Below are 22,136 nucleotides of genomic sequence, written 5' to 3' on the forward strand. Positions count from 1 at the left end.
TGACTATAATAAATATTGGTAGTATAAGTTTGGAGGTTGCTATCATGCTTGAAGGCTGGTTTTCTTATTTTATTCTTTTTTGGACCTTTTTTTTAATCGGAAGCTTTGCCATTGGCGGATTCTTTATGTTCCGCAAATTTTTGAAGAGACTTCCGAAAGCGGACGGAAAATCAGACATGGATTGGGAAGAATATTACGTCGAAAAAACAAGAAAACTTTGGCAGCAACCTGAAAAAGAGCTGCTTGAAGAGCTTGTCAGCCCGGTCCCCGAGCTATTTCGGGATGTCGCCCGCCAGAAAATCGCTGGAAAAATTGGCGAGCTCGCATTAAGAGAGAAAGCAAAAAGAATTAACCAAGATTTAGTTATTAGGGGCTATATTGTGGCTACTCCTAAACGCGACCATAAATTTCTGCGCAAGAAGCTCAATGAAATGCAAATTGATGTTTCTCCCTATAACCACTTATTTTAAGTCTACAAAAAAGAGCCCGCTTTCTAATAAGCAGGCTCTTTCTTCATAGAATCGTCTGATGATCCAGCGAACCATTCGACATTTTCGTTTTCAGCTTTCGATATTGAAGGTACATAGAAATTCTCCACGGCAGGATCATGGAGAAAGCGAGAATAAAGAACATGCCGCTCAGTTCTCCTAGATCGACAGATGAGCTCAATACTACCTTGCCAATAATTCTAATGATTAAAAGGCTGATTAAAATAATGGGAAACGCTTTCGAACGCTTTAAATAAATCTCGCTGCTTCGAACTTCAAATTTGGATGTTTTTATTAATAAGATGGAGAACAGCATTCCCACCACTACAGCTTCCAATAATTCCACAGGTGTCACTCGAAACACCGGAAAGATAAACATAAGGGCACCTGTACTCATAAATAGCGGCGGCAAAATAATTTTCTTCGCTGACGCTGGTTTCTTCGCCGCTTTCATGCGCACAATCATTGCGGCAATGCCCATAAGAACCGCTAGAATGGTTGAAGCCGCAATCCACATTTTGATCATTCCTTATCTGTCATATGCATTTGCTATGCTATTATAATTGATTTTCACTAAAAAGCAAAGGGACCTTAAAATCCCGTAAAGCCGCCGAAAAACGGACTTAAGAAGATAATAATCTTCGTCATCCAGTCAAAGAACAAAACAATCCCCATCACGATCATAATGTAGCCGCCAACCTTTACAATCATTGCACTATGCTTCCGAATCCATTTCATCCGGCCGATGAAGAACGACAGAATAAAGAATGGAATGGCAAATCCAAGTGTATAGGCAATCATGTACAATAAACCAGAACCCGGATTAGCCGCTGCTAATGCAAAGACCGATAGCAGGATTGGCCCGGTACAAGGTGTCCAGCCAGCGGCAAACGCTAAACCAATCAGCACAGAGCCAAAATAGCCAGCTGGCCGATTCTTAAATTCCACTCGCCTATCCTTCATCATGAATGTCGGCTGAAGAATACCTGTTACAACCAATCCGAAGAAGACGATGAAGATGGCTCCAATTTGTCGAATGAAGTCCTGGTAACGGGCAAATAGGTCACCAATAAAGCTTGAAGCAAACCCTAAAGCAATGAAAATCAGCGAGAATCCGAGCAGGAAGCAAAGGGTGTGAAGCATGCTTCGCTTCTGCAGCATATTGTTTTCATTTTTCAGTTCATTTACGCTCATGCCGGTGATATAAGAAAGAAATGCTGGATACAGCGGCAAACAGCATGGAGAAATGAAGCTGAGAAAGCCCGCTCCAAATGCTAAAAATATATTAATATCAGTCAATGTACTTCCCTGCCTTTCCATTCACATTGTAACAAAGTTTCATGCTGGAGAGGAGAAAAACCCTCATAAACTCTAAGCAGCCCCTTTCTGTATAAATAACTAATAGAGGAAAGTATTTAATTTTGAAAAAAAGTAAAAGATTGGGTATACTAGAGAAACTACAAGAGCTGTCTCATTACTTTACAGAAAGGAATCGTACCCGTGCGCAAAGATGAATTGCTAGATGCCATCGAGAGAAAACGGACAGAGCTGTTCAAGGTTGTGGCAGCTAACGGTTTAAGCTCCCCTCTGGCAGTGAAGTACAGCCAGGAACTCGATCATTTATTGAATCACTATGACAGTAAGTACACCCGTGTCTCTTCACTGCCTTTTAATAAACCATACAAAAAATGAGCACATATTCCGATAACTACTGAGGAATAGTGCTCATTTTTTGTATGCTCGCAATGAGCTCAAAATAAAAGCACTCAATATTGAGCGCCCTTTTATTTATTATTATCGAATTGCTTGTTCATTTGAGACATCATTTGATTTATCTTCTTCTGCGAAGGCTTCATTCCCATTTGCATCATTAACATTCGCAGCATTTGTTCATTAATTGGCGGATTTTTCTTTAAGTAGTCCATCATATATTTACGGGCTAAGAAAAATCCAAGCGCAATTCCAGCTGCAAAAGCCAGAATTCCGACGATTACATACCACATAAAATACTTCCTCCTTCATATTGTCTAATAAAAGTTTACTAAACCGGAAACCATTATACAATATGAAAGAGTAATTTTCCTTACTTAAAGAGGATTTCTTTTTTGATCGGAGCGAGCCAGCCGTAGTTTTTTTGCTGGAAGTCTACAGCAAATAAGCAGGCATTCAACTTCTTTAGTGCATGGAAGAAAATCGTTTCTGCTTCGTAGCTGCCTGATGCCTTTAAGTAAAGACAATGCTTCTTTGTCAGGAGTACTGCTTTTCCTTTTTCTTTCGGCAGTTCTACTTTGTATAACGATTCACTCTCTGACGAAAAACCAGATTTGCCGCCTAGTGCCTTTTTCAAGGCAGAAGCGACTGCGCTTAAGGAAAACTCCTGTGTGATATGTTGAATCTGCCGCTCGATAACACTTTTTTCTTCTTTTCCTTTAATTGTACTCTCGAAAAACAGCTGAAAAAAACTATGTTCACGCCCATAGAAGTAGTGGGCAAATTCTTCACCGATCCAATAAATTTGATAGCTCCTCATTCCCACAATCCCTCCTGCTTGTCCTTTTCTCCCATTATAGAAAAGAATTGTTGCCGGAGTTGTTGAATTTTGGGAAAAACAATCACTAGTTTTGTCGATTCTTTATTTTTTAACCACAAGAAAAGCCAGGCAAGCCTTGCCCGGCTTTTCTTTCTTGTCTTTTGTTATTAACGATCAAGCAACGCTTTGGCGCGTGAAACGATATTTTCAGCTGTAAATCCATACTCTTTCATCACAGTAGAGCCTGGAGCAGAAGCACCAAAACGATCTATTGCTACTATATCTCCTTCATCGCCTGTATAGCGTTCCCATCCAAAGGAAGCTCCCATTTCAATTGCTAAGCGTTTCTTTACTTCTTTCGGAAGGACAGAACGCTTGTATTCTTCGCTTTGCTGCTCGAAGCGATCCCAAGAAGGCATGCTGACAACTGATGCATGAATCCCTTCCTGCTCAAGAGCTTGCTGTGCCTCCACAGCCAAACTCACTTCAGAACCTGTCGCTAGAAGCAGCAGATCAGCTGTTTCTTTTCCGGCCGGTGAGACGACGTAAGCACCTTTCGCTACGCCTTCTGCTGCCGTCTCAGCAGTCCCTTTTAATGTTGGCAAGCCTTGACGAGTCAGTACAAGCGCTGTCGGTGTCTCCTTAGACGTAACAGCCAGCTTCCAGGCCGCCGCTGTCTCATTTGCATCAGCCGGGCGAATAACAGATACATTCGGCATGGAGCGCAGAGCCGCTAAGTGTTCAACCGGCTCATGCGTTGGCCCATCCTCACCTACAGCAATGCTGTCGTGTGTAAACACGTATGTGACCGGTAAATTCATTAGCGCAGATAGTCTAATAGCCGGGCGCAGATAGTCTGAGAAGACAAAGAAGGTGCCGCCGAAGACTTGAAGTCCGCCATGAAGCGCCATACCATTCAGCGCTGCTCCCATGCCAAACTCCCGTACACCGAACCAAATGTTGCGTCCTTCATATGCGTCTGGGAAAAAGTCTTTTTCGTTTTTAATCGCTGTCTTATTGGAGCCTGCTAAATCCGCAGAACCGCCGATAAACGTAGGAAGATTTTTCGCAATCGCATTTAACACTTCACCAGAAGACGCACGGCTGGCCAGGCTTTTTCCTTCTTCATATACTGGAATATCCTTATCCCAGCCTTCAGTCAGCTCACCATTTATCGCTCCCTGGAGCTGTCGGCCAAGCTCGGGGTACTTTTGCTGGTATTCCTTAAATAGGTTGTTCCATTTTTCTTCTGCTTCTCTGCCCTTCTGAACGATGAGTTCCTCGAAGCGGCCGTATACCTCTTCAGGCACATAGAAGTCTTCTTCAAATGTCCATTGGTAATATTCCTTCGTCAGTTTCATCTCATCTTCACCGAGCGGGGCACCGTGGACATCTGACTTACCTGACTTATTTGGTGAACCATAACCGATAATTGTTTTTACTTCAATCAGAGTCGGGCGGGAAGTATCCTTTTGTGCTTCCTCAATCGCTTTGGAAATTTCTTCCATGTCGTTGCCATCTTCTACACGCAAATATTGCCATCCGTATGATTGGAAACGTTCCCCGACATTTTCAGAGAAGGACTTATCCAGTTCTCCATCTAGTGAAATATCATTAGAATCATACAACATGATCAAACGGCCTAATTTCAAGTGCCCAGCAAGAGAGGCAGCTTCTGAAGCTACACCTTCCATTAAGTCTCCATCTCCGCAAAGGGCATATGTAAAGTGATTGACAACCTCATAATCATCCTTATTATAAACAGCTGCTAGATGTCTTTCAGCCATCGCCATTCCGACAGCCATGCCTACCCCTTGACCAAGAGGACCTGTTGTAGCTTCTACGCCATCCGTATGGCCATATTCCGGATGTCCTGGTGTCTTGCTTCCCCATTGGCGGAAGTTCTTAATTTCCTCCATAGAAAGATCGTACCCGGATAAATGCAGCAAGCTGTAAAGCAGCATAGAGCCGTGGCCTGCTGAAAGTACAAAACGATCCCGGTTGAACCATTTGGAGTTTTTTGGATTATGATTCATAAAGCGGCTCCAAAGAGTATACGCCATCGGGGCAGCGCCCATTGGCAGCCCTGGGTGGCCGGAATTTGCTTTTTCAATCGCATCTATTGAAAGAGTACGAATAGTATTGACTGCTAACTGATCAACTTTGTCGAACATGGCAAACTTCCTTTCCTAGACAATGTAGTTCCTTCTTAATATTATAGGTCTTTCAGAAAATATACAAGATTTCGGAGAACATCCGCCTCAAATTTATAACAAAAAAACCGGCTTCAGCCGGCCCTTTCCTATTAGCAAAGACTCACTTCTTCCGCGCGGGCGCTTACAGGTCCGTAACCATACCGCTTTCCGTGCTTTTAAGGCAAGTATTCTTAACTAACCTATTCATATTGAACATGAACTTTTTCCGCTGACAAAGACGAAGTTACATTAATGCATTCTTTTTCGGTTTTGAATGTTTTTGACCTTTTTAGGAGTTACTTCATTCCCCTCTGGATCAAAAATACGCACGTTTTCTACCGTGTTCTTTACCGACTTGCGGAAAGCATTTAAGTATTCCTGGCGCAGCTCTTTCTGCTCCGCTTGCTCTTTTGGTGTAAGGCCTTCTGCCTTTGACTTTTTAGAAAGTTCATTGATACGTGCAAGTTTATTTGAAGAAAGCATAGATTGTCTCTGTTCAACCTCTAACCTTAAATGGTTAGATATTCAACAGACGCTCCTTTCTATAAGATGATTCCTTCTCATTCTATAAGAAAAAAGACGTCTAAACAAGCAAGTTGCCTAATTAACGGGCTCATTCACCTTCTCGGCGTATTCTTTAAACCTTCTATGTACAGTCGCTTTTGATATGTTATAACCAAACCCTCTTAAGGTTGCCGCAATTTCATCAAATGTCAGCTTGTTTTTGCGCAGGCGGACAATCTCTTCAATAGGTACTTCTTTTCTTTCTCTGCCTGCCGGGTTTCCTCTGTTTTTCAAATTCTTTTCAGGCTGAAACCCATTCTCTACAGCACGCTTCATTCCGCGCTTGATTTTTAAGTTATGTATTTTCCTTTGATACTCCTCAACCATACTGACAATCTGAATAACCATTGAATCAGATTCAGACAGCCGAAGCTCTCCATCATCAGCGATACTGTACACCCTTACCCCTTCTTTAAATAAGCAATGCAGCAGGGCAATTTTTGCATTTCCCCGTCCAATCCGTGTCTCATCTTGAATTAGTACCGCAGATACTTTTTCTGCTTTCACCTTATCCAGCAGGTCGAGCATTCCCGGCCGGTCCAGCTCGTAGCCGCTCGCCCGGTCTTTAATTACTGCTGCAACTTCATATCCTCTGCTGGCGGCTAATTCCAGCAGCTCTTCTTCCTGACGTTCCAAAGACGTCTCTTGAGATTCCTTTTTCGTGCTTACCCTGCAATAAATGATTGCTTTCACTCTGCTTACTCCCCTTTAAGTACGACTTGACGATCAAGATAGGCCTTCGACTCGCTAATGGGAATTAAGAGCCGGTCTCCTTCTATAATCTTAACGGTCCGCAGCTGATTCTCCTCCTGAATCCACTTAATAAATTCTTCCTTATTCATGCCATTTTCCGCTACATATCGGTCCGCTATACTCCAAAGAGAATCTCCCTTTTGGACAATGACCTCTTCATAGGAATAATCCGGTGTGCTAAAGCCGCTAATCAGCATAAACCCTGCTGCTATCGTTACAATTGCTAATAATAATACGTAGTAATTTTCTTTTAGTGCTGTCTTTATCATAACAAAATCCCTCCGCTCGAATATTCGTTCGTATTGTTATCTATTATTTTAGTAAGAACATTTGTTTGAGTCAAGCCAGGAACTCGAACTTATGTTTGTATATTGCCCTGTACCGTGCTATAATACAGAAAAACGATAAACGTAAGAGGTGTGGATGGATGACGAAACTATCAAAAAGGCAGCAAGACATATTAGATTTCATTAAGCGTGAAGTAAAGTCTAAAGGATACCCGCCATCAGTGAGAGAAATTGGAGAAGCAGTTGGCCTCGCCTCAAGTTCTACTGTTCACGGCCATCTTGCCCGCTTAGAAAGCAAAGGCATTATCCGCCGTGACCCAACCAAGCCGCGTGCGATTGAAATATTAGATACAAAAGAAGAAGACCTTGTACCAAAACAGAACGTAGTAAATGTTCCGCTTGTCGGAAAGGTGACAGCTGGTCTGCCTATCACTGCTATCGAAAATGTAGAGGAATTCTTTCCGCTGCCTGAGAGGCTTGCTCCTGCTGATGAGAAGGTATTCATGCTTGAGATTGAAGGTAACAGCATGGTCGAAGCCGGGATTTTAAACGGCGACTACGTCGTTGTACGGCAGCAGCAAACGGCCAAGAACGGCGAGATCATTGTAGCTATGACAGAAGAGAACGAAGCTACAGTGAAGCGCTTTTTCAAAGAGAAAGACTTTATCCGCCTCCAGCCTGAGAACTCCTCCATGGAACCTATCATTCTGCCAACTGTCACGATTCTTGGAAAAGTGGTTGGTGTTTACAGACATATTCATTAATAATTTCACCTTGCTCCTTTCCTTGAAGCTGAAAGGAGTTTTTATTTTCAAAGATCACAGAGTTTAATAGATTGTTAGTTTAATAAAACGTATGAATGAATACGAAGGAATATGAACAGATTTTTTGCGAGGTGATTCATCATAGATATGAACCCGGTTCGTTCCAGCCATTTAAAAGCCGTTGGGTACGATGAAGAAAGCCGTACGATGAGGGTGGAGTTTCATAATGGTATCTATTTGTATTTCGATGTGCCACGAACGGTCTATGAAGGCTTACTGCGGGCTCCGTCAAAAGGCCGGTTCCATGCTGCACGAATAAAATATAAATATAGATACCAGAAAGATACAGAAGTGTATTCTCTTATCAGTTAACAACCACAGACATTGTGTCATTCCATTCCCACCTAAAAAAAGCCGCCAGCACTGAATGTGCCGGCGGCTTTTGGTTGTATTAGTAAGTTTGGATGTATTGCTCGCGCTCCCAAGGGTGAACTTGCGTACGGAACATGTCCCATTCAATTTCTTTCGCTTCGATAAAATGCTCAAAGATGTGCTCTCCAAGCGCCTCTCTAACGACTGGATTTTTCTTCAATTCTCTAAGTGCTTCAGCCAATGTGGATGGAAGATCTTCTATTCCTTCTGCTTTTCTTTCTTCTTCATCCATTGTGTAAATGTTGCGGTCAACAGCCGCTGGAGCCTTCAGTTCGTTGCGAATACCGTCTAGCCCTGCTTGAAGAAGAACGGCCATCGCTAAATATGGGTTAGCTGCCGGGTCTACGCTTCTTACCTCTACACGGGTACTCATGCCGCGTGCAGACGGGATACGGATAAGCGGGCTGCGGTTTTGTCCGGACCAAGCAACATAACAAGGTGCTTCATAGCCTGGAACAAGGCGCTTATAAGAATTGACAGTTGGGTTTGTAATCGCTGTAAAGGCCTGAGCATGCTTGATCGTGCCCGCGATGAATTGGTAAGCTGTTTCACTTAGCTCTAATTCACCTTCTGGATCGTAGAAAGCATTTTTGCCGTCTTTAAATAAGGACATGTTACAGTGCATTCCTGAACCACTCACACCGAATAAAGGCTTTGGCATAAACGTAGCATGCAATCCATGTTTTCTTGCGATTGTTTTAACAACAAGTTTGAATGTTTGAATATCATCACAAGCTGTTAAAGCATCCGCATATTTGAAGTCAATCTCGTGCTGTCCTGGAGCGACTTCGTGATGAGACGCTTCTACTTCAAAGCCCATTTCTTCAAGCTCTAGTACGATATCGCGGCGACAGTTTTCACCAAGATCTGTCGGCGCAAGATCAAAGTAGCCTCCATTGTCATTTAATTCTAAAGTAGGCTCACCTTTAGCATCTAGTTTAAATAGGAAGAATTCCGGCTCAGGCCCTAAGTTGAAGTTTGAGAATCCTAATTCTTCCATTTCTTTTAAAATACGCTTTAAATTGCTGCGGGGATCTCCTAAGAATGGCGTTCCGTCCGGCATATAAATATCACAGATTAAGCGGGCAACCTTTCCTTTTTCAGCTGTCCAAGGAAATACAACCCACGTATCTAAATCTGGATAAAGATTCATATCAGACTCTTCAATTCGTACGAAGCCTTCAATGGAAGAACCATCGAACATCATCTCATTGTCTAATGCTTTTTGCAGCTGGCTTACCGGGATCTCTACGTTTTTAATAGTTCCTAGTATGTCAGTGAATTGCAGGCGGATAAATTTTACATTCTCTTCTCTCGCCAAGTTCATAATGTCTTCTTTTGTGTACTTGCCCATACAGATGGATTCCTCCTCAAAATAATAAAGCTTAATAATTGAACAGCAAATAGCTGGTCTTAATGAAAATTGCGAAATTTCTCTCCGAAGGAAGAGTCGGGGCGCTGAAACCGCCCTGCGTTAATTAATTCCTTGCGCAGAAGCTTTCTGACTTCTTCGTCAGTGAAATCTTTCTTACCTTTACCTTCTTCATCCTTCAAGTCACTATGTACAACTGTCTTTCCTTCTTCTAGCAGAAGCTTTTTGATTCCTGCCATATTGATTCCTTCATCGAGTAAGTCCTTTACTTCAAAAAGGCGATCAATATCGTTTAAAGAAAAGAGCCGGCGGTTTCCCTCCGTCCGTTGTGGATGAATCAATTGATGCTCTTCGTAATAGCGAATTTGCCGGGCCGATAGATCGGTCAGTTTCATCACCGTTCCAATCGGGAATAATGGCATAGAACGCCGAATACTGCTTCTCATCAATGATCTCTCCTTTCCTCAACGCCGTTATTATATACCTCGTAAATTTACTTGTCAAACCTATGTTAGCTAACCTTACATAATAAAAAAAACAAACCGGCCCCTGCATCAACTGCTGGAACCGGTTTGTTTTTTTACAGTAAATTTTTTTCAATAAGCGTATTTAACGCCTGGCAGACGGCAATTTTTACGTGGGCATATGTTAGTCCCCCCTGCACATAAGCGACAAACGGCGGGCGCAGCGGACCATCAGCACTCAGCTCAATGCTGGCCCCTTGAATAAATGTTCCTGCTGCCATGATGACGTCGTCTTCATAGCCTGGCATATAGCTTGGATAAGGGGTGACATGAGAATTGACAGGCGAAGCATACTGAATAGCCTGGCAAAACGCCACCATCTTCTCACGATCATCAAACTGCACAGACTGAATAAGGTCGGTTCGTTTTTCATGCCATTTGGGTGTCGTGTTCATTCCCATCTTCTCCAGCATGGCCGCCGTGAAGACCGCTCCTTTCAGGCTTTCTGCTACAACGTGAGGAGCGAGGAAAAAGCCCTGGTACATTTCCTGCAAACTGTACAGACTCGCCCCTGCCTCTGCTCCTATGCCCGGAGAGGTCATTCTGTATGAGCAGCTTTCTACAAATGGAGCTTTCCCTACGACGTAGCCCCCTGTCTTCACAAGGCCGCCGCCCGGGTTTTTGATGAGAGAACCCGCCATCAAGTCCGCCCCGACATGGCATGGCTCCCGCTCCTCTGTGAACTCACCGTAACAGTTGTCGACGAATACAACGACGTCCTCCTTAATCCCTTTAACAAACTCAATCATTTCCTTGATCTCTGCAACAGTAAAGGAAGGCCGGACAGCGTAGCCTTTTGAACGCTGAATGCCAATCATCCTCGTACTCGGCTGAATGGCTGCCCGGATGGCCTCATAGTCCGGACGTCCGCTTTCCTGAAGCGGAACGCTGTTATAAGCAATACCGAACTCCTTTAAAGACCCATTGCCTGTACCCGAGATGCCGACGATTTCCTCTAATGTGTCATAAGGCTTTCCTGTTATATAGAGAAGCTCATCTCCTGGCCGTAAGATACCGAAAAGCGCGATAGAAATCGCATGAGTGCCCGAAATAATTTGCGGACGGACAAGGGCTGCTTCGCCTCCAAGTACATCTGCATAAATGCGCTCTAAGGTATCTCGGCCGCTATCATCATAACCGTAGCCGGTAGATGGAGTGAAATGAAAATCACTCACCTGCTGGCGCCGGAAGCTCTCTAGCACCCGAAACTGGTTGGTCTCGGCCATTTTATCAATCTCTCTATGCACATCAGCGATTTGTCTTTCTACTTCTTCAGCAATAGGCTGAAGCTTATATCCATGTGTCAGTAACTCAAACATTGCTGTTTCCCTTCTATTCTTCTGTATATTTACGAATGTCTCCCGCAATCGGATGGTCGCTAAACGCAAACCCTTTCACAAAATATGTCTCATCCTCTTCATCAAAGACAGCTGATTCTACAATGGTTTCTGTTTTCAGTTGAGTAAGCAGTCTGCCTTCCGATGCAGGAATTCTTCCCCGGTAAGGCGCCATTTGCTCTTTCATCATTTTTTCAATCGCTGACTTTAGCTCAAGACGGTCCTCTTCTAAAAAAGCGCTGATCAGCAAGTGCTCTGACCTGGAGGATGGAACAAACTCATCGTGCCGCTGATCTTTCTTATTATACACCGTCAGCTCCGGCAAATGGTCCATTTCTAGCTGCTTAAGCAGTTCATTCACTGTTTCCTGATGCTGGTTAAAATCAGGGTTAGAACTGTCTACCACATGCAGCAGCAGGTCTGCTTCTCTTACCTCTTCCAGTGTAGAGCGGAAAGCAGCGACAAGGGTCGTCGGCAAATCCTGAATAAAGCCAACGGTGTCGGTTAAGATCGCCTGATAACCGCTTGGCAGCACCACTTTTCTTGTCAGTGGATCGAGCGTAGCAAACAGCTGATTTTCTTCTAATGACTCAGCCGTGGTCAATCGGTTAAACAGGGTGGATTTTCCGGCATTCGTATAGCCGACAAGCGCGATCTGAAACGCCTTGTTTTTCTTGCGGCGGCTCCGGTATCGTTCACGATGATGAACGATCGTTTGAAGCTGACGCTTAATATCATCTATTCTCCGGCGGATGTGGCGGCGATCACTTTCAAGCTTCGTTTCTCCCGGACCTCGTGTACCGATTCCGCCCCCGAGACGAGATAAAGCAGTCCCCTGTCCAGCAAGCCGCGGCAGCAAGTACTCCAGCTGTGCAAGCTCCACCTGCAGCTGCCCCTCCCTTGAGCGGGCTCGCTGAGCGAAAATATCAAGAATTAATTGCGTCCGGTCAATTACTCTTGCGTTAAGCTCTGTGGATAAGTTTCTTATTTGGCTCGGGGAAAGCTCGTCATTAAAAATAATAAGGTCCGGCTCAATCTCTTCTTCTAAACGCTTCAACTCCTCTAGCTTGCCTTTCCCTATATAAGTGCTTGAGTCAATGCGCTCTCTTTTCTGCGTAATAACGGCTTTCACTTCTCCTTGGGCTGTTTCCGTTAACGACCGCAGCTCTTCCATCGAATAAGCAAATTGTTCACTGTCATCTGTCAATTGGCAGCCCGCAAGTATCGCATACTCTTTCTCCCGTTGATGATTATCCAATTATCTTCCCACTTTCCTTGCGTTTTTGATTATTCAACATCTTACCAAAAAGCAGGCAAAAATACTAATTAAGGGGCTGATAGCAAAGGTTTTTCTAATTTTTATTAGTCAGTCGCCCCTTAAATTTTTTATTATAAATAAATGAGTAACTTCGGTGGCAGCGGCGGAGGAAGATTGTGACTTATTTGGCGTTCAGGCATCCGGTATGATTATAGTATTTGGAGACAGAGACATCCGTAACATCCTTATTGGTGTGCCTATTTCTGCGCTCTTGCAGGCACTATCTATAAATATAACTAGATGATGCTAAAGAGAGCGCTTCGTTCTAAAAAAAGACAGCCTTCTCAGGTCGGCTTCTCCGTTCTGAAAAGGCTGTCTTTTCTGCTCATACTGGATTTACACCATGTTTGCGGTCGGTGAATATCATGTACTTCGACATGTACACATCCAGCCGGGCCGCAAGCTCTTCACGAAGCCGGTCAGGCTCCACCACATCATCAATAATTAACTCAGAAGCGAGCCGGTAAATATCAATATCTTCTTTATATTCCTCCCGCTTCTCCTGAATGAACTTTGGCCTGTCCTCTTCTGGAAGGGCAGCGATTTTATTCGCGTACACGGCATTCACCGCAGCCTCTGGACCCATCACTGCGATTTGAGCCGTTGGCAGAGCCAAACAGCAATCCGGTTCGAACGCCGGTCCGGCCATCGCATAAAGACCGGCACCATAAGCCTTTCGGACAATCACTGTCATTTTCGGCACGGTGGCTTCGCTCATCGCAAAGATCATTTTAGCACCGTGGCGAATAATACCTGCCCTTTCTACATTCGTTCCAATCATGAAGCCTGGCACGTCCGCAAGGAATAAAAGAGGAATATGAAACGCATCACACAAGCTAATGAATTTTGCTGCTTTATCCGCCGAGTCATGAAACAGCACTCCGCCTTTTACACGCGGCTGATTAGCGATGATCCCAACCGGCTGCCCTTCAATCCGGCCGAATCCGGTAATCAGCTCTGCTGCAAATAGCTTTTTCACTTCACAAAAACTTTCCTTATCTATTAAACGATCAATCAATTGATACATATCAAAAGGAGCATTCTGGTTTTTCGGTATGATTTCCTCAATAGTTTTCTCAAAATCAGCGGGCGGCTGAGGTGCGGTTCGGGCAGGCCTCTCCGTGTAATTGCCAGGAAAATAGGTTAGGTACTTCTTTGCATACTCAATCGCCTCTTCTTCGGTGTTTACGAGCACGTCCCCGCAGCCGGAAACGGAACAATGCATTTTGGCGCCCCCCATTTGCTCTAGCGTAACTTTCTCACCGATCACCATTTCCGCCATTCTTGGTGAGCCTAGATACATGGAAGCATTTCCTTCTACCATCACCACGACATCACAGAACGCTGGAATATATGCACCTCCTGCCGCCGATGGGCCGAAGAGCAAACAAATTTGCGGAATTTTACCAGACAGTTTCACCTGATTGTAAAAGATACGGCCGGCTCCTCTGCGTCCAGGGAACATTTCAATTTGATCCGTAATTCTTGCCCCAGCAGAGTCAACGAGATAGATCAGCGGGCAACGGAGCTTTTCTGCCGTTTCTTGAATACGTATGATCTTTTCAACTGTTCGCTTGCCCCATGAGCCTGCCTTCACCGTTGAGTCATTCGCCATAACGCATACCCTCTGCCCATTGATTTTCCCTATCCCCGTCACAACGCCGTCTGCCGGTAAATCCCCCGCCATTACATTAGCAAACAATCCGTCCTCTGCCTGCAAGCCTTGATCGAACAAAAGCTGAAGTCTGTCGCGTACAAACAGCTTGCCAGCTTCTTTATTTTTTTCATGATACTTCTCCTGTCCGCCTTTCAGTACGCGCTCCTTTCTATCCTGATAGCTTGTCTTCACATCCGTTTCGCTCATTTGCCTCTCCTCACTTTCCTCTATTTGTTGCCGGTGGGCCTTCTCTTCTATTCTGCTTGTCTCTGATCATGCCCCTTCTACTCTACTTCTACTTTGCGGTAAACCTCCATCTGCCTGCTGTTCATCGGCTTTCCCAGCACAGATTCCATATAACTTCCAGCTTCGATCAGCTTATCCATGGAAACGCCGGTTTCTATTCCAGCCGCCCCGAGCATATAGAGCAAGTCCTCTGTCGCTACATTTCCTGCTGCTCCTTTGGCGTATGGACAGCCCCCAAGCCCTCCAAGAGCACTGTCGAAGGTGGTAATGCCCATTTCAAGCGACTTCCATACGTTAGCTAAGGCAGTACCTCTCGTATCATGAAAATGCATGGCAAGGAACTTTTCCGAAAAATCAGGCAGCAATGTTTCCAACAGTCTCTCTACTTGCGAGGGCACAGCGACCCCAATTGTTTCACCGAGCGAAAGCTCCTCGATCCCCATTTCCCTTAATTCACCGGCAATAGCCTTCACTCTTTCCGGCTCAATCAATCCTTCATGAGGACAGGCAATGACGGTAGATAAATAGCCTCTTACCGACTTGCCTGCTGCTTTGGCATCCTGCACAACCTCTTTCAATACGGGCAACGTGTCCGCTATCGTTTTGTTAATGTTCTTCTTATTGTGTGTTTCACTTGCTGACATGAATACACTGACTTCATCCACATTCCCTTCCAGTGCTCTTTCCAGACCGCGCCTGTTTGGTACGAGAGCGGCATATGTAACTCCCGGCTTTCTCTTAATGGAAGAGAGTACCTCCTTCGCATCAGCCAGCTGCGGAATCCATTTCGGATGGACGAAGGAGGTTACTTCGATATAGGACAGTCCGCTTTCCGATAAGCGATTAATCCAGGCAGTCTTGTTGTCTGTGCCTACTTGCTGAGATTCATTCTGCAATCCGTCCCTGGGTCCGACCTCTTTAATCGTGACTTTGTTCGGAAGCTTCAATGTACACCCTCCTATTCCACCTCAATGAGATCATCTGCCTCGTTCACAAAATCCCCTTCGTTCACATATATTTTTTGTACTTTTCCATCTGCCTGAGCCGTAATAGGGATTTCCATCTTCATCGATTCTAAAATGACTACATCTTGGCCGGTCTTCACTTCCTCTCCTTCCTTTACCAGCACCTTCCACACGTTTCCTGCCATGCTTGCTTGTATTTTAGCCATTCTTAACACTCCCTTAGTTGGTTTGTACTTTTTCTGGAACATAGTAGTCACTTACAAAATGAGTGGTCGTCATGCCTTTTAAAAACTGCTCATGAGCAATCACTTGTTTCAGCATCGGTATATTTGTTTTGATTCCTTCTACCTTGTATTGATCCAATGCAGCTTTCATTCGCTTGCAAGCTTCTTCTCTAGTGGCTCCCCACGTAATCAGCTTCCCAATCATAGGATCATAGAAAGGCGTCACTTGAGAACCCGCTTCAATGGCACACTCATTACGAACTCCTTTCCCTGACGGCAGCTGGAATTCAGTAATCTTTCCGGGCGAAGGAAAGAAGGTGTTCGGGTCTTCTGCATAAATGCGCACCTCAATGGCATGCCCGTTTCTTTTTACTTCCTGCCGGGTAAAGGAAAGCTTCTCACCTGAAGCGACCTTTAGCTGTTCTTCTACAAGATCCAAACCGGTAATTTCCTCTGTCACTGGATGCTCCACCTGCAGTCTGGTATTCATCTCAAGAAAGTAAAATTTTTGCTCGCGATCGACTAAAAACTCAATCGTGCCCGCATTCACATAGCCAATGCTTGCGGCAGCCTGCACAGCTGCGTCTAGCATCTTCTGGCGCGTTTCCTCGCTTATAAACGGTGACGGGGCCTCCTCAACTACTTTCTGATGCCGGCGCTGAATGGAACACTCCCGCTCCCATAAAGGAACGGTCTGCCCGAAAGAATCAGCCATAATCTGCACCTCAATATGGTGCGGAGCTTCAATATATTTCTCTAAAAACATATCTCCATCTCCAAAGAAAGACTCTGCCCTTTTCTTATTACCGGCAAACGCCTTAGCAAGCTCCTCCTCTGAATGGACAAGCTGCATGCCGATACCTCCACCTCCTGCCGACGCTTTTAACATTAGAGGATAGCCAATAGCAGCCGCTGCCTTCTTCGCTTCTTCTTCTCCCTTGAGAGGAATGTTCACCCCTTCGATAATAGGTATGCCTGCTTGCTTCATCGTTTTTCTAGCTTGAATCTTGCTGCCCATCGCTTCCAGCACATCAGGGGACGGTCCAATAAAAGTAATTCCCTCGCGTATACATCTCTTTGCAAAGTCAGCATTTTCAGATAGGAGACCGTAGCCCGGATGAATCGCTTCGGCCCCGCTTTTCTTGGCAGCTTGAATAATTTCCTCCACATTCAAGTAGCTCAGGTTTACTTGCGGCTTGCCAATGCAATAGGCCTCATCCGCCTCGCGGACAAATAAGCCCTCTTTGTCCGCTTCTGAATACACTGCCACTGTAGCAATCCCCAGCTTCTGGCATGTGCGAATCACTCGTAAAGCAATCTCTCCACGGTTGGCAATCAATATTTTCGAAAACAAGAGCAACGCCCCTTTTCGTTTACTTTAATGCGCCTACAGTCTGTTCCCGCAGCTTGAATTTTTGTATCTTGCCTGAAGCGGTCATCGGATACTGCTTTGTAAACAAGATTTGTCTAGGAATTTTATGACGCGAAATTTTCCCTTTGCAAAACTCTCGAATTTCGCGTTCGTCCGCCTCTTCTCCCTCTTTCAAAATGACCCAGGCAACAATCTCTTCTCCATACTTCTCGTCAGGCACGCCAATGACTTGAGCATCCAGGATTTTAGGATGAGTATACAAAAACTCCTCGATCTCCCGCGGGTATATATTTTCACCGCCCCGGATGATCATATCCTTTAGACGCCCTGTTACTCTTACGTATCCATTCTCATCCATAACAGCAAGATCTCCGGTATGAAGCCAGCCATCATTGTCAATCGCTTCCCTCGTTGCTTCCTCATTGTTATAGTAGCCTTTCATAACATGGTAGCCTCTCGTGCATAACTCGCCCTGCGTATTAGGCGGCAGTTCATTGGAGGTGCCTGGTTCTACAATTTTCACTTCGACGTTCGGAAGCGCCCGTCCAACCGTTTCTACGCGCAGCTTAATTGGATCATCTGTCCTTGTTTGCGTAATAACAGGAGAAGACTCTGTCTGACCGTAGCAAATTGTAATTTCCTCCATATGCATCTTGTCTATGACTGCTTTCATTACTTCTACCGGGCAGTTCGACCCTGCCATCACACCCGTTCGAAGGGTAGACAGGTCATAATCTGAAAAATTACGATGATTTAATTCAGCAATGAACATTGTGGGAACGCCATGTAAAGCAGTACAACGCTCTTTCTCTACGGTCGCTAACACCGCTTCGGGATCAAATTCCTGCACCGGTACCATCGTCGCGCCTACAGACACGCAGGCCAGAGTGCCAATCACACAGCCAAAGCAATGAAAAAACGGGACAGGAATACAAAGACGGTCTTCCTTTGTTAATTGCATACATCCAGCGATATTAAAAGCATTGTTAATTAAATTGCTATGTGTAAGCATAACGCCCTTTGGAAATCCCGTTGTACCAGATGTATATTGCATATTGATTACTTCATCTGCTGAAAGCTCCTCCGTTCTAGCATCCAGCAGCTCTTCTGTCACTTGGTCAGCTTGCTCCAGGACATCGCTCCAGCTGTATGTGCCTCTATACCTCTTGTCACTAAGAACAATAACGTTCTTTAAAAGCGGCAGCCGTTTCGAGGATAATTTTCCTGGCTCACATTCATGCAGCTCAGGACAAAGTTCATAAATGGTGTCAATGTACGAATTACCTCGATAATCTTCTATGAGGATAATTGTCTTGCTTTCTGATTGCTTCAATAAATATTCCAGCTCGGAAGCTCGATAATTTGTATTAACAGTAACCAAAACAGCTCCCATTTTCCCGGTTGCAAACTGCAGAGTGACCCATTCAGGCACATTTGTTGCCCAGACAGCTAAATTTTCTCCTTTTTCAATACCGAGCGCCATTAATCCGCGAGCTGCCCTCCGGCACAGGCGGTCAAATTCACTGTATGTGTATCGCAAATTTCTATCTGGATAGATAAGTGCTTCATGCTGTGGAAATTGTTCGGCTCTTTTGGCTAGTAGTTCTCCTACCGTTTCGCGTAACAATCCACTCATTTCACTTCGTCCCCCTCTTATCCTTTTAGCATCCTAAATGCCTTGCGATCACTAAGCGTTGGATTTCAGATGTACCCTCTCCAATTTCAAGCAGCTTTGCATCTCTTAACAGGCGCTCCACCTCATATTCGCGCATATAGCCGTAGCCGCCATGAATTTGAATAGCCTGGTTGCCTGCGCGGAAGCTCGTTTCTGAAGCGAACAATTTTGCCATTGCTGCTTCCTTTCCAAACGGCTGGCCCTGATCCTTCAGCCAAGCTGCCTTATAGACGAGGTTGCGCGCCAGCTCTATCTCAGTAGCCATATCGGCAAGCTTAAATTGAATAGCCTGGAATTTAGAGATCGGCTGCCCGAACTGAACACGCTCTTTAGCATATGCCAGCGCTTTCTCCAGCGCAGCCTGCGCGATGCCCACAGCTAAAGCAGCTATCGAAATACGACCGCCGTCTAATGTGTACAAAAACTGACTGAACCCCTTTTGGCTGTCGCCAAGCAGGTTCTCCTTCGGCACACGCACATTATCCAATACAATTTCACACGTGTTAGAGGCACGGACGCCCATTTTATCGTAATTGCAGGAAATCGTTACCCCCGGTGCATCTGTCGGTACGATGATAGCCGAGACAATGTTCTTTCCGTTCTCCCGTTTGCCAGTTACAGCGGTCACGATCACCTGACGGGCATAGCCTGCATTCGTAATCCAGCACTTTTCTCCATTTATGACATACTCATTTCCATCAAGCACTGCCTTCGTTTTTGTTCCGCCTGCATCAGAACCGGCATTTGGTTCTGTTAAGCCGAAGGAGCCCAGCGTATCCCCTTTAGCCATTGGCACAAGCCACTTCCTCTTTTGTTCTTCCGTTCCAAAGTAATAAATTGGACTCGCACCAAGGCTCACGGCTGCAGCATAGCTTAGGCCGGTACCGCCGCATGCTTTTCCGATCTCCTCAACTGCAATCGCATAAGAAACCGTATCTCCACCAGCTCCGCCATATTCTTCTGGAAAAGGAATGCCGAGCAAACCGAGCTCCCCTATTTTTTTGAAAATCTGCTCACCAAACTCCGACGATTCATCCATTTTCTGTGCATGAGGCTTAATCTCTTTTTCAGCAAAATCACTAATCATTTCCTTCAACATCTGCTGCTCTTTCGTTAAATCGAAATTCATATATATGCCCCCTCCATTTGACCTCTCCTGAGACGGACTAGTCGGTCTCTCACAACACGTTATAATAGCCAGCTTACTGAACCGGCTGACTTTTTAATAAATATGCTTGTGTTTCAGAATCTTGCAATCCTTTTTCCGACACTAATGAATGAGCAGGTCATTAAAGATTCTGCCTATTTCCTCGATGCTAAACCGTCCATCCTTTCTGAACCATTTATACGTCCAGTTCACCATGCCGATAATTGACATCGCTGCAATTTCAGCTGGCACTTCTTTCCGGAAATCACCGTTTGCTTGTCCTTCCTGAATGATCTGGAGGATGATCCGGCGATACTCGTCCCTCTTATTATTGATTTCTTCCTTGAATTCTCCCTTAAGGTAAGCGCTTTCTTGGTAAAAAACTGTAATATGCGATTTGTATAAGTCAAACACCTTAATGAAGGATAACAAGAGAGCACAAAGCCTGCCTACCGGCGTTTCATGGTGACTGTACGCCTCCCGTGCTCCGTCAAGTACATACGTGATGAATACGTCATGGATCTCGTACAAAAGTTCATCTTTTGATTTAAAGTTGTGGTAGAACCCTCCTTTCGATGTTCCGCTTTCTTCCACAATTTGATCTACCGTCACGCCATGATACCCATGTTTTTCGAACATGGCCAGTGAGGTATCCATGATTCTTTCTTTTGCTGGTTTTTTTGTCAATTTCATCACCTTAAACGTATGATACCCCCGTTTTCTCATATTATAACACAATATTCTGAAAATAAAAACTAGTTGTTCAAAGCGGAAAAGGATATTTTGTGTGCAGCTGGGAGAGGTAAGCGATCATCTGAAAAAGTATTGTTATGTATGAAGGTACTGCCGCTTTTCCGCTTCTTTTCTAAAGGTCCATATCCCTTGCTTGAATCGTCATTAATTCTTCGTATTCGTAACTGTTTTCTCCGAGCAAACGCACAGCGTGTGCCCTCATTGCTTTCTCTATCACGTTTCGCACATACCGGCCATTAGAAAAGGACTGAGTCGAGTGAGACCGGATTCGCACGAAATGCTCCCGCAGCTTCGTTTTTGCTTCCTTGCTTAATTTATACTCTTTCTCTGCTGCCATTTTTTCAGCAATAGCCATCAATTGTTCAGGACGGTAATCCGGAAAATGGAAAACGAGTGGAAAACGTGATTCAAGCCCCGGATTCAGTGAAAAGAAGTGATTCATCTCTCTTGGGTAACCGGCAAGAATTAAGATAAAATCGTTCTGTTTATCTTCCATGTGCTTTACGAGTGTATCAATGGCTTCTTTTCCAAAGTCCTTCTCTCCGCCTCGTCCTAACGAATATGCTTCATCAATAAATAGGATGCCGCCCATCGCTTTCTTTATTAAATCGCGTGTCTTTTGTGCTGTATGGCCGATATATTCACCTACGAGGTCCGCCCTCTCCGCTTCAATTAAATGTCCCTTAGATAACACTTTCATCTCATAGAAGAGCTTTCCTATAATGCGGGCGGCCGTTGTTTTTCCTGTGCCCGGATTGCCTTTAAACATCATATGCAGCACTTGTTTGCCCGCCTTTAGTCCACTGGCTTCCCTTTTTTTGCTGATGAAAATCCATGCATATATTTCACGGATCATCTTCTTTAACTCATCTAATCCTACTAAAGCGTCCAGTTCGCCTTCTATCTTCTTTAATACCGCATGCTCGGAGGAGCTGGACCAGTTATACACGCTTTCTTTAGGGGCTGGCTGCTGTCTTTGCTCATTTTTAGTGTGCAGCACGACATTGATCTGACCATTATCTTTCATGCGAATTGGCTGCTTCACTTTTATCACCCCACCACCTTTGACGCGAACCGTCACATTCTGTCTCTTCTTGCGCTTTCCCGAGAAATAAATTCCCTTGCTTCATTCTATTCACCTGCAGAACAAACCATGCGAAGAAAACAAAATACAAGCCGCAGGCCGCTTTCTTTGCACCTCCCAGCTTCAAAGCCAACATTGCATGCACATGAAAAAAACGCGTACAAAAAGTACGCGTCTCACGAATTCATTTATTCTTGTTCTTCCAGAGAAATTTGCACGTTTCGTTGAGGAGCAAAAGTAGAAATGGCATGTTTATAGACCAGTTGCTGCTTGCCATCTGATTCGAATAAAACGGTGAAATTATCAAAACCTTTTATATAACCTCGCAATTGAAATCCATTCAATAAATACACAGTCACAAGTGTACCGTCTTTTCGAAGCTGATTTAAAAATTGATCTTGGATATTGACCCCTTGTTTCATAAGCTTATTTCCTCCTCTTTCTGTCTA

26 protein-coding genes are annotated in these 22,136 nt (G+C 44.7%); 5 read left to right on the plus strand and 21 right to left on the minus strand.

Translation table 11 applies throughout. The annotated features are described in order from the left end of the window. Nucleotides 1-44: 44 nt before the first annotated feature. Nucleotides 45-470 carry a DUF2621 domain-containing protein gene (locus QY97_RS01395; RefSeq protein ID WP_039232468.1) on the plus strand — a complete coding sequence of 142 codons (426 nt, stop codon included), beginning with the start codon at nucleotides 45-47 and terminating at the stop codon, nucleotides 468-470. Nucleotides 471-513: 43 nt separating this feature from the next. Here QY97_RS01395 and QY97_RS01400 read toward each other — a convergent pair whose 3' ends face one another. Next, the gene (locus tag QY97_RS01400; protein WP_082090059.1) at nucleotides 514-1,014 is read right to left on the minus strand and encodes a CcdC family protein; all 501 of its coding nucleotides are present in this window, start codon (nucleotides 1,012-1,014) and stop codon (nucleotides 514-516) included. Between the two features lie 65 nt (nucleotides 1,015-1,079). Beyond that, nucleotides 1,080-1,787, minus strand: coding sequence for a cytochrome c biogenesis CcdA family protein (locus QY97_RS01405; protein ID WP_039232472.1), 708 nt, complete (start codon nucleotides 1,785-1,787; stop codon nucleotides 1,080-1,082). A 201-nt stretch (nucleotides 1,788-1,988) separates the two neighbouring features. On the opposite strand from QY97_RS01405, the gene QY97_RS01410 reads away from it, so the two are divergent. Continuing rightward, nucleotides 1,989-2,180 (plus strand): aspartyl-phosphate phosphatase Spo0E family protein, encoded by a 192-nt coding sequence (locus QY97_RS01410; protein ID WP_039232475.1) that lies wholly within the window; start codon nucleotides 1,989-1,991, stop codon nucleotides 2,178-2,180. 92 nt (nucleotides 2,181-2,272) lie between these two features. Here the strand turns inward: QY97_RS01410 and QY97_RS01415 are convergent, their stop codons facing one another. From QY97_RS01415 to yneA, 6 genes are all read right to left on the minus strand, one after another. Next, nucleotides 2,273-2,491, minus strand: a complete 219-nt coding sequence (locus QY97_RS01415; RefSeq protein ID WP_039232478.1) for a YneF family protein — start codon at nucleotides 2,489-2,491, stop codon at nucleotides 2,273-2,275. Between the two features lie 80 nt (nucleotides 2,492-2,571). Further along, entirely contained in the window at nucleotides 2,572-3,018 is a 447-nt protein-coding gene (gene sirA, locus QY97_RS01420; RefSeq protein WP_039232480.1) for a sporulation inhibitor of replication protein SirA, read from the minus strand. 167 nt (nucleotides 3,019-3,185) lie between these two features. Beyond that, the gene (tkt, locus tag QY97_RS01425; RefSeq protein ID WP_039232483.1) at nucleotides 3,186-5,192 is read right to left on the minus strand and encodes a transketolase; all 2,007 of its coding nucleotides are present in this window, start codon (nucleotides 5,190-5,192) and stop codon (nucleotides 3,186-3,188) included. A 270-nt stretch (nucleotides 5,193-5,462) separates the two neighbouring features. Further along, nucleotides 5,463-5,696 carry a DUF896 domain-containing protein gene (locus tag QY97_RS01430; RefSeq protein WP_039232485.1) on the minus strand — a complete coding sequence of 78 codons (234 nt, stop codon included), beginning with the start codon at nucleotides 5,694-5,696 and terminating at the stop codon, nucleotides 5,463-5,465. Between the two features lie 117 nt (nucleotides 5,697-5,813). Beyond that, nucleotides 5,814-6,470, minus strand: coding sequence for a YneB family resolvase-like protein (locus QY97_RS01435; RefSeq protein ID WP_039232488.1), 657 nt, complete (start codon nucleotides 6,468-6,470; stop codon nucleotides 5,814-5,816). A 5-nt stretch (nucleotides 6,471-6,475) separates the two neighbouring features. Next, nucleotides 6,476-6,799 carry a cell division suppressor protein YneA gene (gene yneA, locus QY97_RS01440; RefSeq protein WP_039232491.1) on the minus strand — a complete coding sequence of 108 codons (324 nt, stop codon included), beginning with the start codon at nucleotides 6,797-6,799 and terminating at the stop codon, nucleotides 6,476-6,478. Nucleotides 6,800-6,957: 158 nt separating this feature from the next. Between yneA and lexA the strand changes: the two genes are divergently transcribed. Continuing rightward, complete coding sequence (gene lexA, locus QY97_RS01445; RefSeq protein ID WP_039232494.1) at nucleotides 6,958-7,581, plus strand: transcriptional repressor LexA; 624 nt, start codon at nucleotides 6,958-6,960, stop codon at nucleotides 7,579-7,581. A 147-nt stretch (nucleotides 7,582-7,728) separates the two neighbouring features. Beyond that, nucleotides 7,729-7,953 carry a KTSC domain-containing protein gene (locus tag QY97_RS01450; protein WP_229731519.1) on the plus strand — a complete coding sequence of 75 codons (225 nt, stop codon included), beginning with the start codon at nucleotides 7,729-7,731 and terminating at the stop codon, nucleotides 7,951-7,953. A gap of 79 nt (nucleotides 7,954-8,032) precedes the next feature. Here the strand turns inward: QY97_RS01450 and glnA are convergent, their stop codons facing one another. The 4 genes from glnA to hflX all read right to left on the minus strand — a co-directional run bounded on the left by glnA (nucleotide 8,033) and on the right by hflX (nucleotide 12,504). Continuing rightward, complete coding sequence (glnA, locus tag QY97_RS01455) at nucleotides 8,033-9,367, minus strand: type I glutamate--ammonia ligase (RefSeq protein WP_039232500.1); 1,335 nt, start codon at nucleotides 9,365-9,367, stop codon at nucleotides 8,033-8,035. A 59-nt stretch (nucleotides 9,368-9,426) separates the two neighbouring features. Beyond that, nucleotides 9,427-9,831 (minus strand): MerR family transcriptional regulator, encoded by a 405-nt coding sequence (locus QY97_RS01460; protein WP_039232502.1) that lies wholly within the window; start codon nucleotides 9,829-9,831, stop codon nucleotides 9,427-9,429. A gap of 134 nt (nucleotides 9,832-9,965) precedes the next feature. Then, nucleotides 9,966-11,228, minus strand: a complete 1,263-nt coding sequence (locus QY97_RS01465) for a methionine gamma-lyase family protein (protein WP_039232504.1) — start codon at nucleotides 11,226-11,228, stop codon at nucleotides 9,966-9,968. Nucleotides 11,229-11,241: 13 nt separating this feature from the next. Then, on the minus strand, nucleotides 11,242-12,504 hold the full coding sequence (gene hflX / locus QY97_RS01470) for a GTPase HflX (protein WP_039232507.1): 1,263 nt from the start codon (nucleotides 12,502-12,504) through the stop codon (nucleotides 11,242-11,244). A 154-nt stretch (nucleotides 12,505-12,658) separates the two neighbouring features. Here hflX and QY97_RS20360 point away from each other — a divergent pair, with 154 nt between their 5' ends. Then, complete coding sequence (locus tag QY97_RS20360; protein ID WP_157761879.1) at nucleotides 12,659-12,808, plus strand: hypothetical protein; 150 nt, start codon at nucleotides 12,659-12,661, stop codon at nucleotides 12,806-12,808. A gap of 81 nt (nucleotides 12,809-12,889) precedes the next feature. Here QY97_RS20360 and QY97_RS01475 read toward each other — a convergent pair whose 3' ends face one another. The 9 genes from QY97_RS01475 to hfq all read right to left on the minus strand — a co-directional run bounded on the left by QY97_RS01475 (nucleotide 12,890) and on the right by hfq (nucleotide 22,109). Continuing rightward, nucleotides 12,890-14,428 carry an acyl-CoA carboxylase subunit beta gene (locus tag QY97_RS01475; RefSeq protein ID WP_039232509.1) on the minus strand — a complete coding sequence of 513 codons (1,539 nt, stop codon included), beginning with the start codon at nucleotides 14,426-14,428 and terminating at the stop codon, nucleotides 12,890-12,892. A gap of 77 nt (nucleotides 14,429-14,505) precedes the next feature. Then, the gene (locus QY97_RS01480; protein ID WP_039232511.1) at nucleotides 14,506-15,414 is read right to left on the minus strand and encodes a hydroxymethylglutaryl-CoA lyase; all 909 of its coding nucleotides are present in this window, start codon (nucleotides 15,412-15,414) and stop codon (nucleotides 14,506-14,508) included. A gap of 11 nt (nucleotides 15,415-15,425) precedes the next feature. Beyond that, nucleotides 15,426-15,638: an acetyl-CoA carboxylase biotin carboxyl carrier protein subunit gene (locus tag QY97_RS01485; protein WP_039232514.1), complete on the minus strand. Its 213-nt coding sequence runs from the start codon at nucleotides 15,636-15,638 to the stop codon at nucleotides 15,426-15,428. Between the two features lie 13 nt (nucleotides 15,639-15,651). Further along, nucleotides 15,652-17,010, minus strand: a complete 1,359-nt coding sequence (locus QY97_RS01490) for an acetyl-CoA carboxylase biotin carboxylase subunit (RefSeq protein WP_039232517.1) — start codon at nucleotides 17,008-17,010, stop codon at nucleotides 15,652-15,654. Nucleotides 17,011-17,029: 19 nt separating this feature from the next. After that, nucleotides 17,030-18,664: an AMP-binding protein gene (locus tag QY97_RS01495; protein WP_175286605.1), complete on the minus strand. Its 1,635-nt coding sequence runs from the start codon at nucleotides 18,662-18,664 to the stop codon at nucleotides 17,030-17,032. 25 nt (nucleotides 18,665-18,689) lie between these two features. Continuing rightward, nucleotides 18,690-19,832 (minus strand): acyl-CoA dehydrogenase, encoded by a 1,143-nt coding sequence (locus QY97_RS01500; protein WP_039232520.1) that lies wholly within the window; start codon nucleotides 19,830-19,832, stop codon nucleotides 18,690-18,692. Between the two features lie 141 nt (nucleotides 19,833-19,973). Further along, nucleotides 19,974-20,537, minus strand: coding sequence for a TetR/AcrR family transcriptional regulator (locus QY97_RS01505; RefSeq protein ID WP_083965740.1), 564 nt, complete (start codon nucleotides 20,535-20,537; stop codon nucleotides 19,974-19,976). Nucleotides 20,538-20,715: 178 nt separating this feature from the next. After that, entirely contained in the window at nucleotides 20,716-21,648 is a 933-nt protein-coding gene (gene spoVK, locus QY97_RS01510; protein WP_039232787.1) for a stage V sporulation protein K, read from the minus strand. A gap of 227 nt (nucleotides 21,649-21,875) precedes the next feature. Further along, nucleotides 21,876-22,109 (minus strand): RNA chaperone Hfq, encoded by a 234-nt coding sequence (hfq, locus tag QY97_RS01515; RefSeq protein ID WP_039232523.1) that lies wholly within the window; start codon nucleotides 22,107-22,109, stop codon nucleotides 21,876-21,878. Nucleotides 22,110-22,136: the final 27 nt, after the last annotated feature.

It is taken from the genome of Bacillus thermotolerans (genome assembly GCF_000812025.2).
In the GTDB taxonomy this organism is placed as follows: Bacteria; Bacillota; Bacilli; order Bacillales; family Domibacillaceae; genus Quasibacillus; species Quasibacillus thermotolerans.

Bases quoted from the DNA above. Each gene is read 5' to 3' on its own strand.
- QY97_RS01395 (WP_039232468.1), top strand. From the start codon at position 45: ATGCTTGAAGGCTGGTTTTCTTATTTTATTCTTTTTTGGACCTTTTTT.
- QY97_RS01400 (WP_082090059.1), bottom strand. From the start codon at position 1,014: ATGATCAAAATGTGGATTGCGGCTTCAACCATTCTAGCGGTTCTTATG.
- QY97_RS01415 (WP_039232478.1), bottom strand. From the start codon at position 2,491: ATGTGGTATGTAATCGTCGGAATTCTGGCTTTTGCAGCTGGAATTGCG.
- sirA (WP_039232480.1), bottom strand. From the start codon at position 3,018: ATGAGGAGCTATCAAATTTATTGGATCGGTGAAGAATTTGCCCACTAC.
- tkt (WP_039232483.1), bottom strand. From the start codon at position 5,192: ATGTTCGACAAAGTTGATCAGTTAGCAGTCAATACTATTCGTACTCTT.
- QY97_RS01430 (WP_039232485.1), bottom strand. From the start codon at position 5,696: ATGCTTTCTTCAAATAAACTTGCACGTATCAATGAACTTTCTAAAAAG.
- yneA (WP_039232491.1), bottom strand. From the start codon at position 6,799: ATGATAAAGACAGCACTAAAAGAAAATTACTACGTATTATTATTAGCA.
- lexA (WP_039232494.1), top strand. From the start codon at position 6,958: ATGACGAAACTATCAAAAAGGCAGCAAGACATATTAGATTTCATTAAG.
- QY97_RS01450 (WP_229731519.1), top strand. From the start codon at position 7,729: ATGAACCCGGTTCGTTCCAGCCATTTAAAAGCCGTTGGGTACGATGAA.
- glnA (WP_039232500.1), bottom strand. From the start codon at position 9,367: ATGGGCAAGTACACAAAAGAAGACATTATGAACTTGGCGAGAGAAGAG.
- QY97_RS01460 (WP_039232502.1), bottom strand. From the start codon at position 9,831: ATGAGAAGCAGTATTCGGCGTTCTATGCCATTATTCCCGATTGGAACG.
- QY97_RS01465 (WP_039232504.1), bottom strand. From the start codon at position 11,228: ATGTTTGAGTTACTGACACATGGATATAAGCTTCAGCCTATTGCTGAA.
- QY97_RS01475 (WP_039232509.1), bottom strand. From the start codon at position 14,428: ATGAGCGAAACGGATGTGAAGACAAGCTATCAGGATAGAAAGGAGCGC.
- QY97_RS01485 (WP_039232514.1), bottom strand. From the start codon at position 15,638: ATGGCTAAAATACAAGCAAGCATGGCAGGAAACGTGTGGAAGGTGCTG.
- QY97_RS01495 (WP_175286605.1), bottom strand. From the start codon at position 18,664: ATGAGTGGATTGTTACGCGAAACGGTAGGAGAACTACTAGCCAAAAGA.
- QY97_RS01500 (WP_039232520.1), bottom strand. From the start codon at position 19,832: ATGAATTTCGATTTAACGAAAGAGCAGCAGATGTTGAAGGAAATGATT.
- hfq (WP_039232523.1), bottom strand. From the start codon at position 22,109: ATGAAACAAGGGGTCAATATCCAAGATCAATTTTTAAATCAGCTTCGA.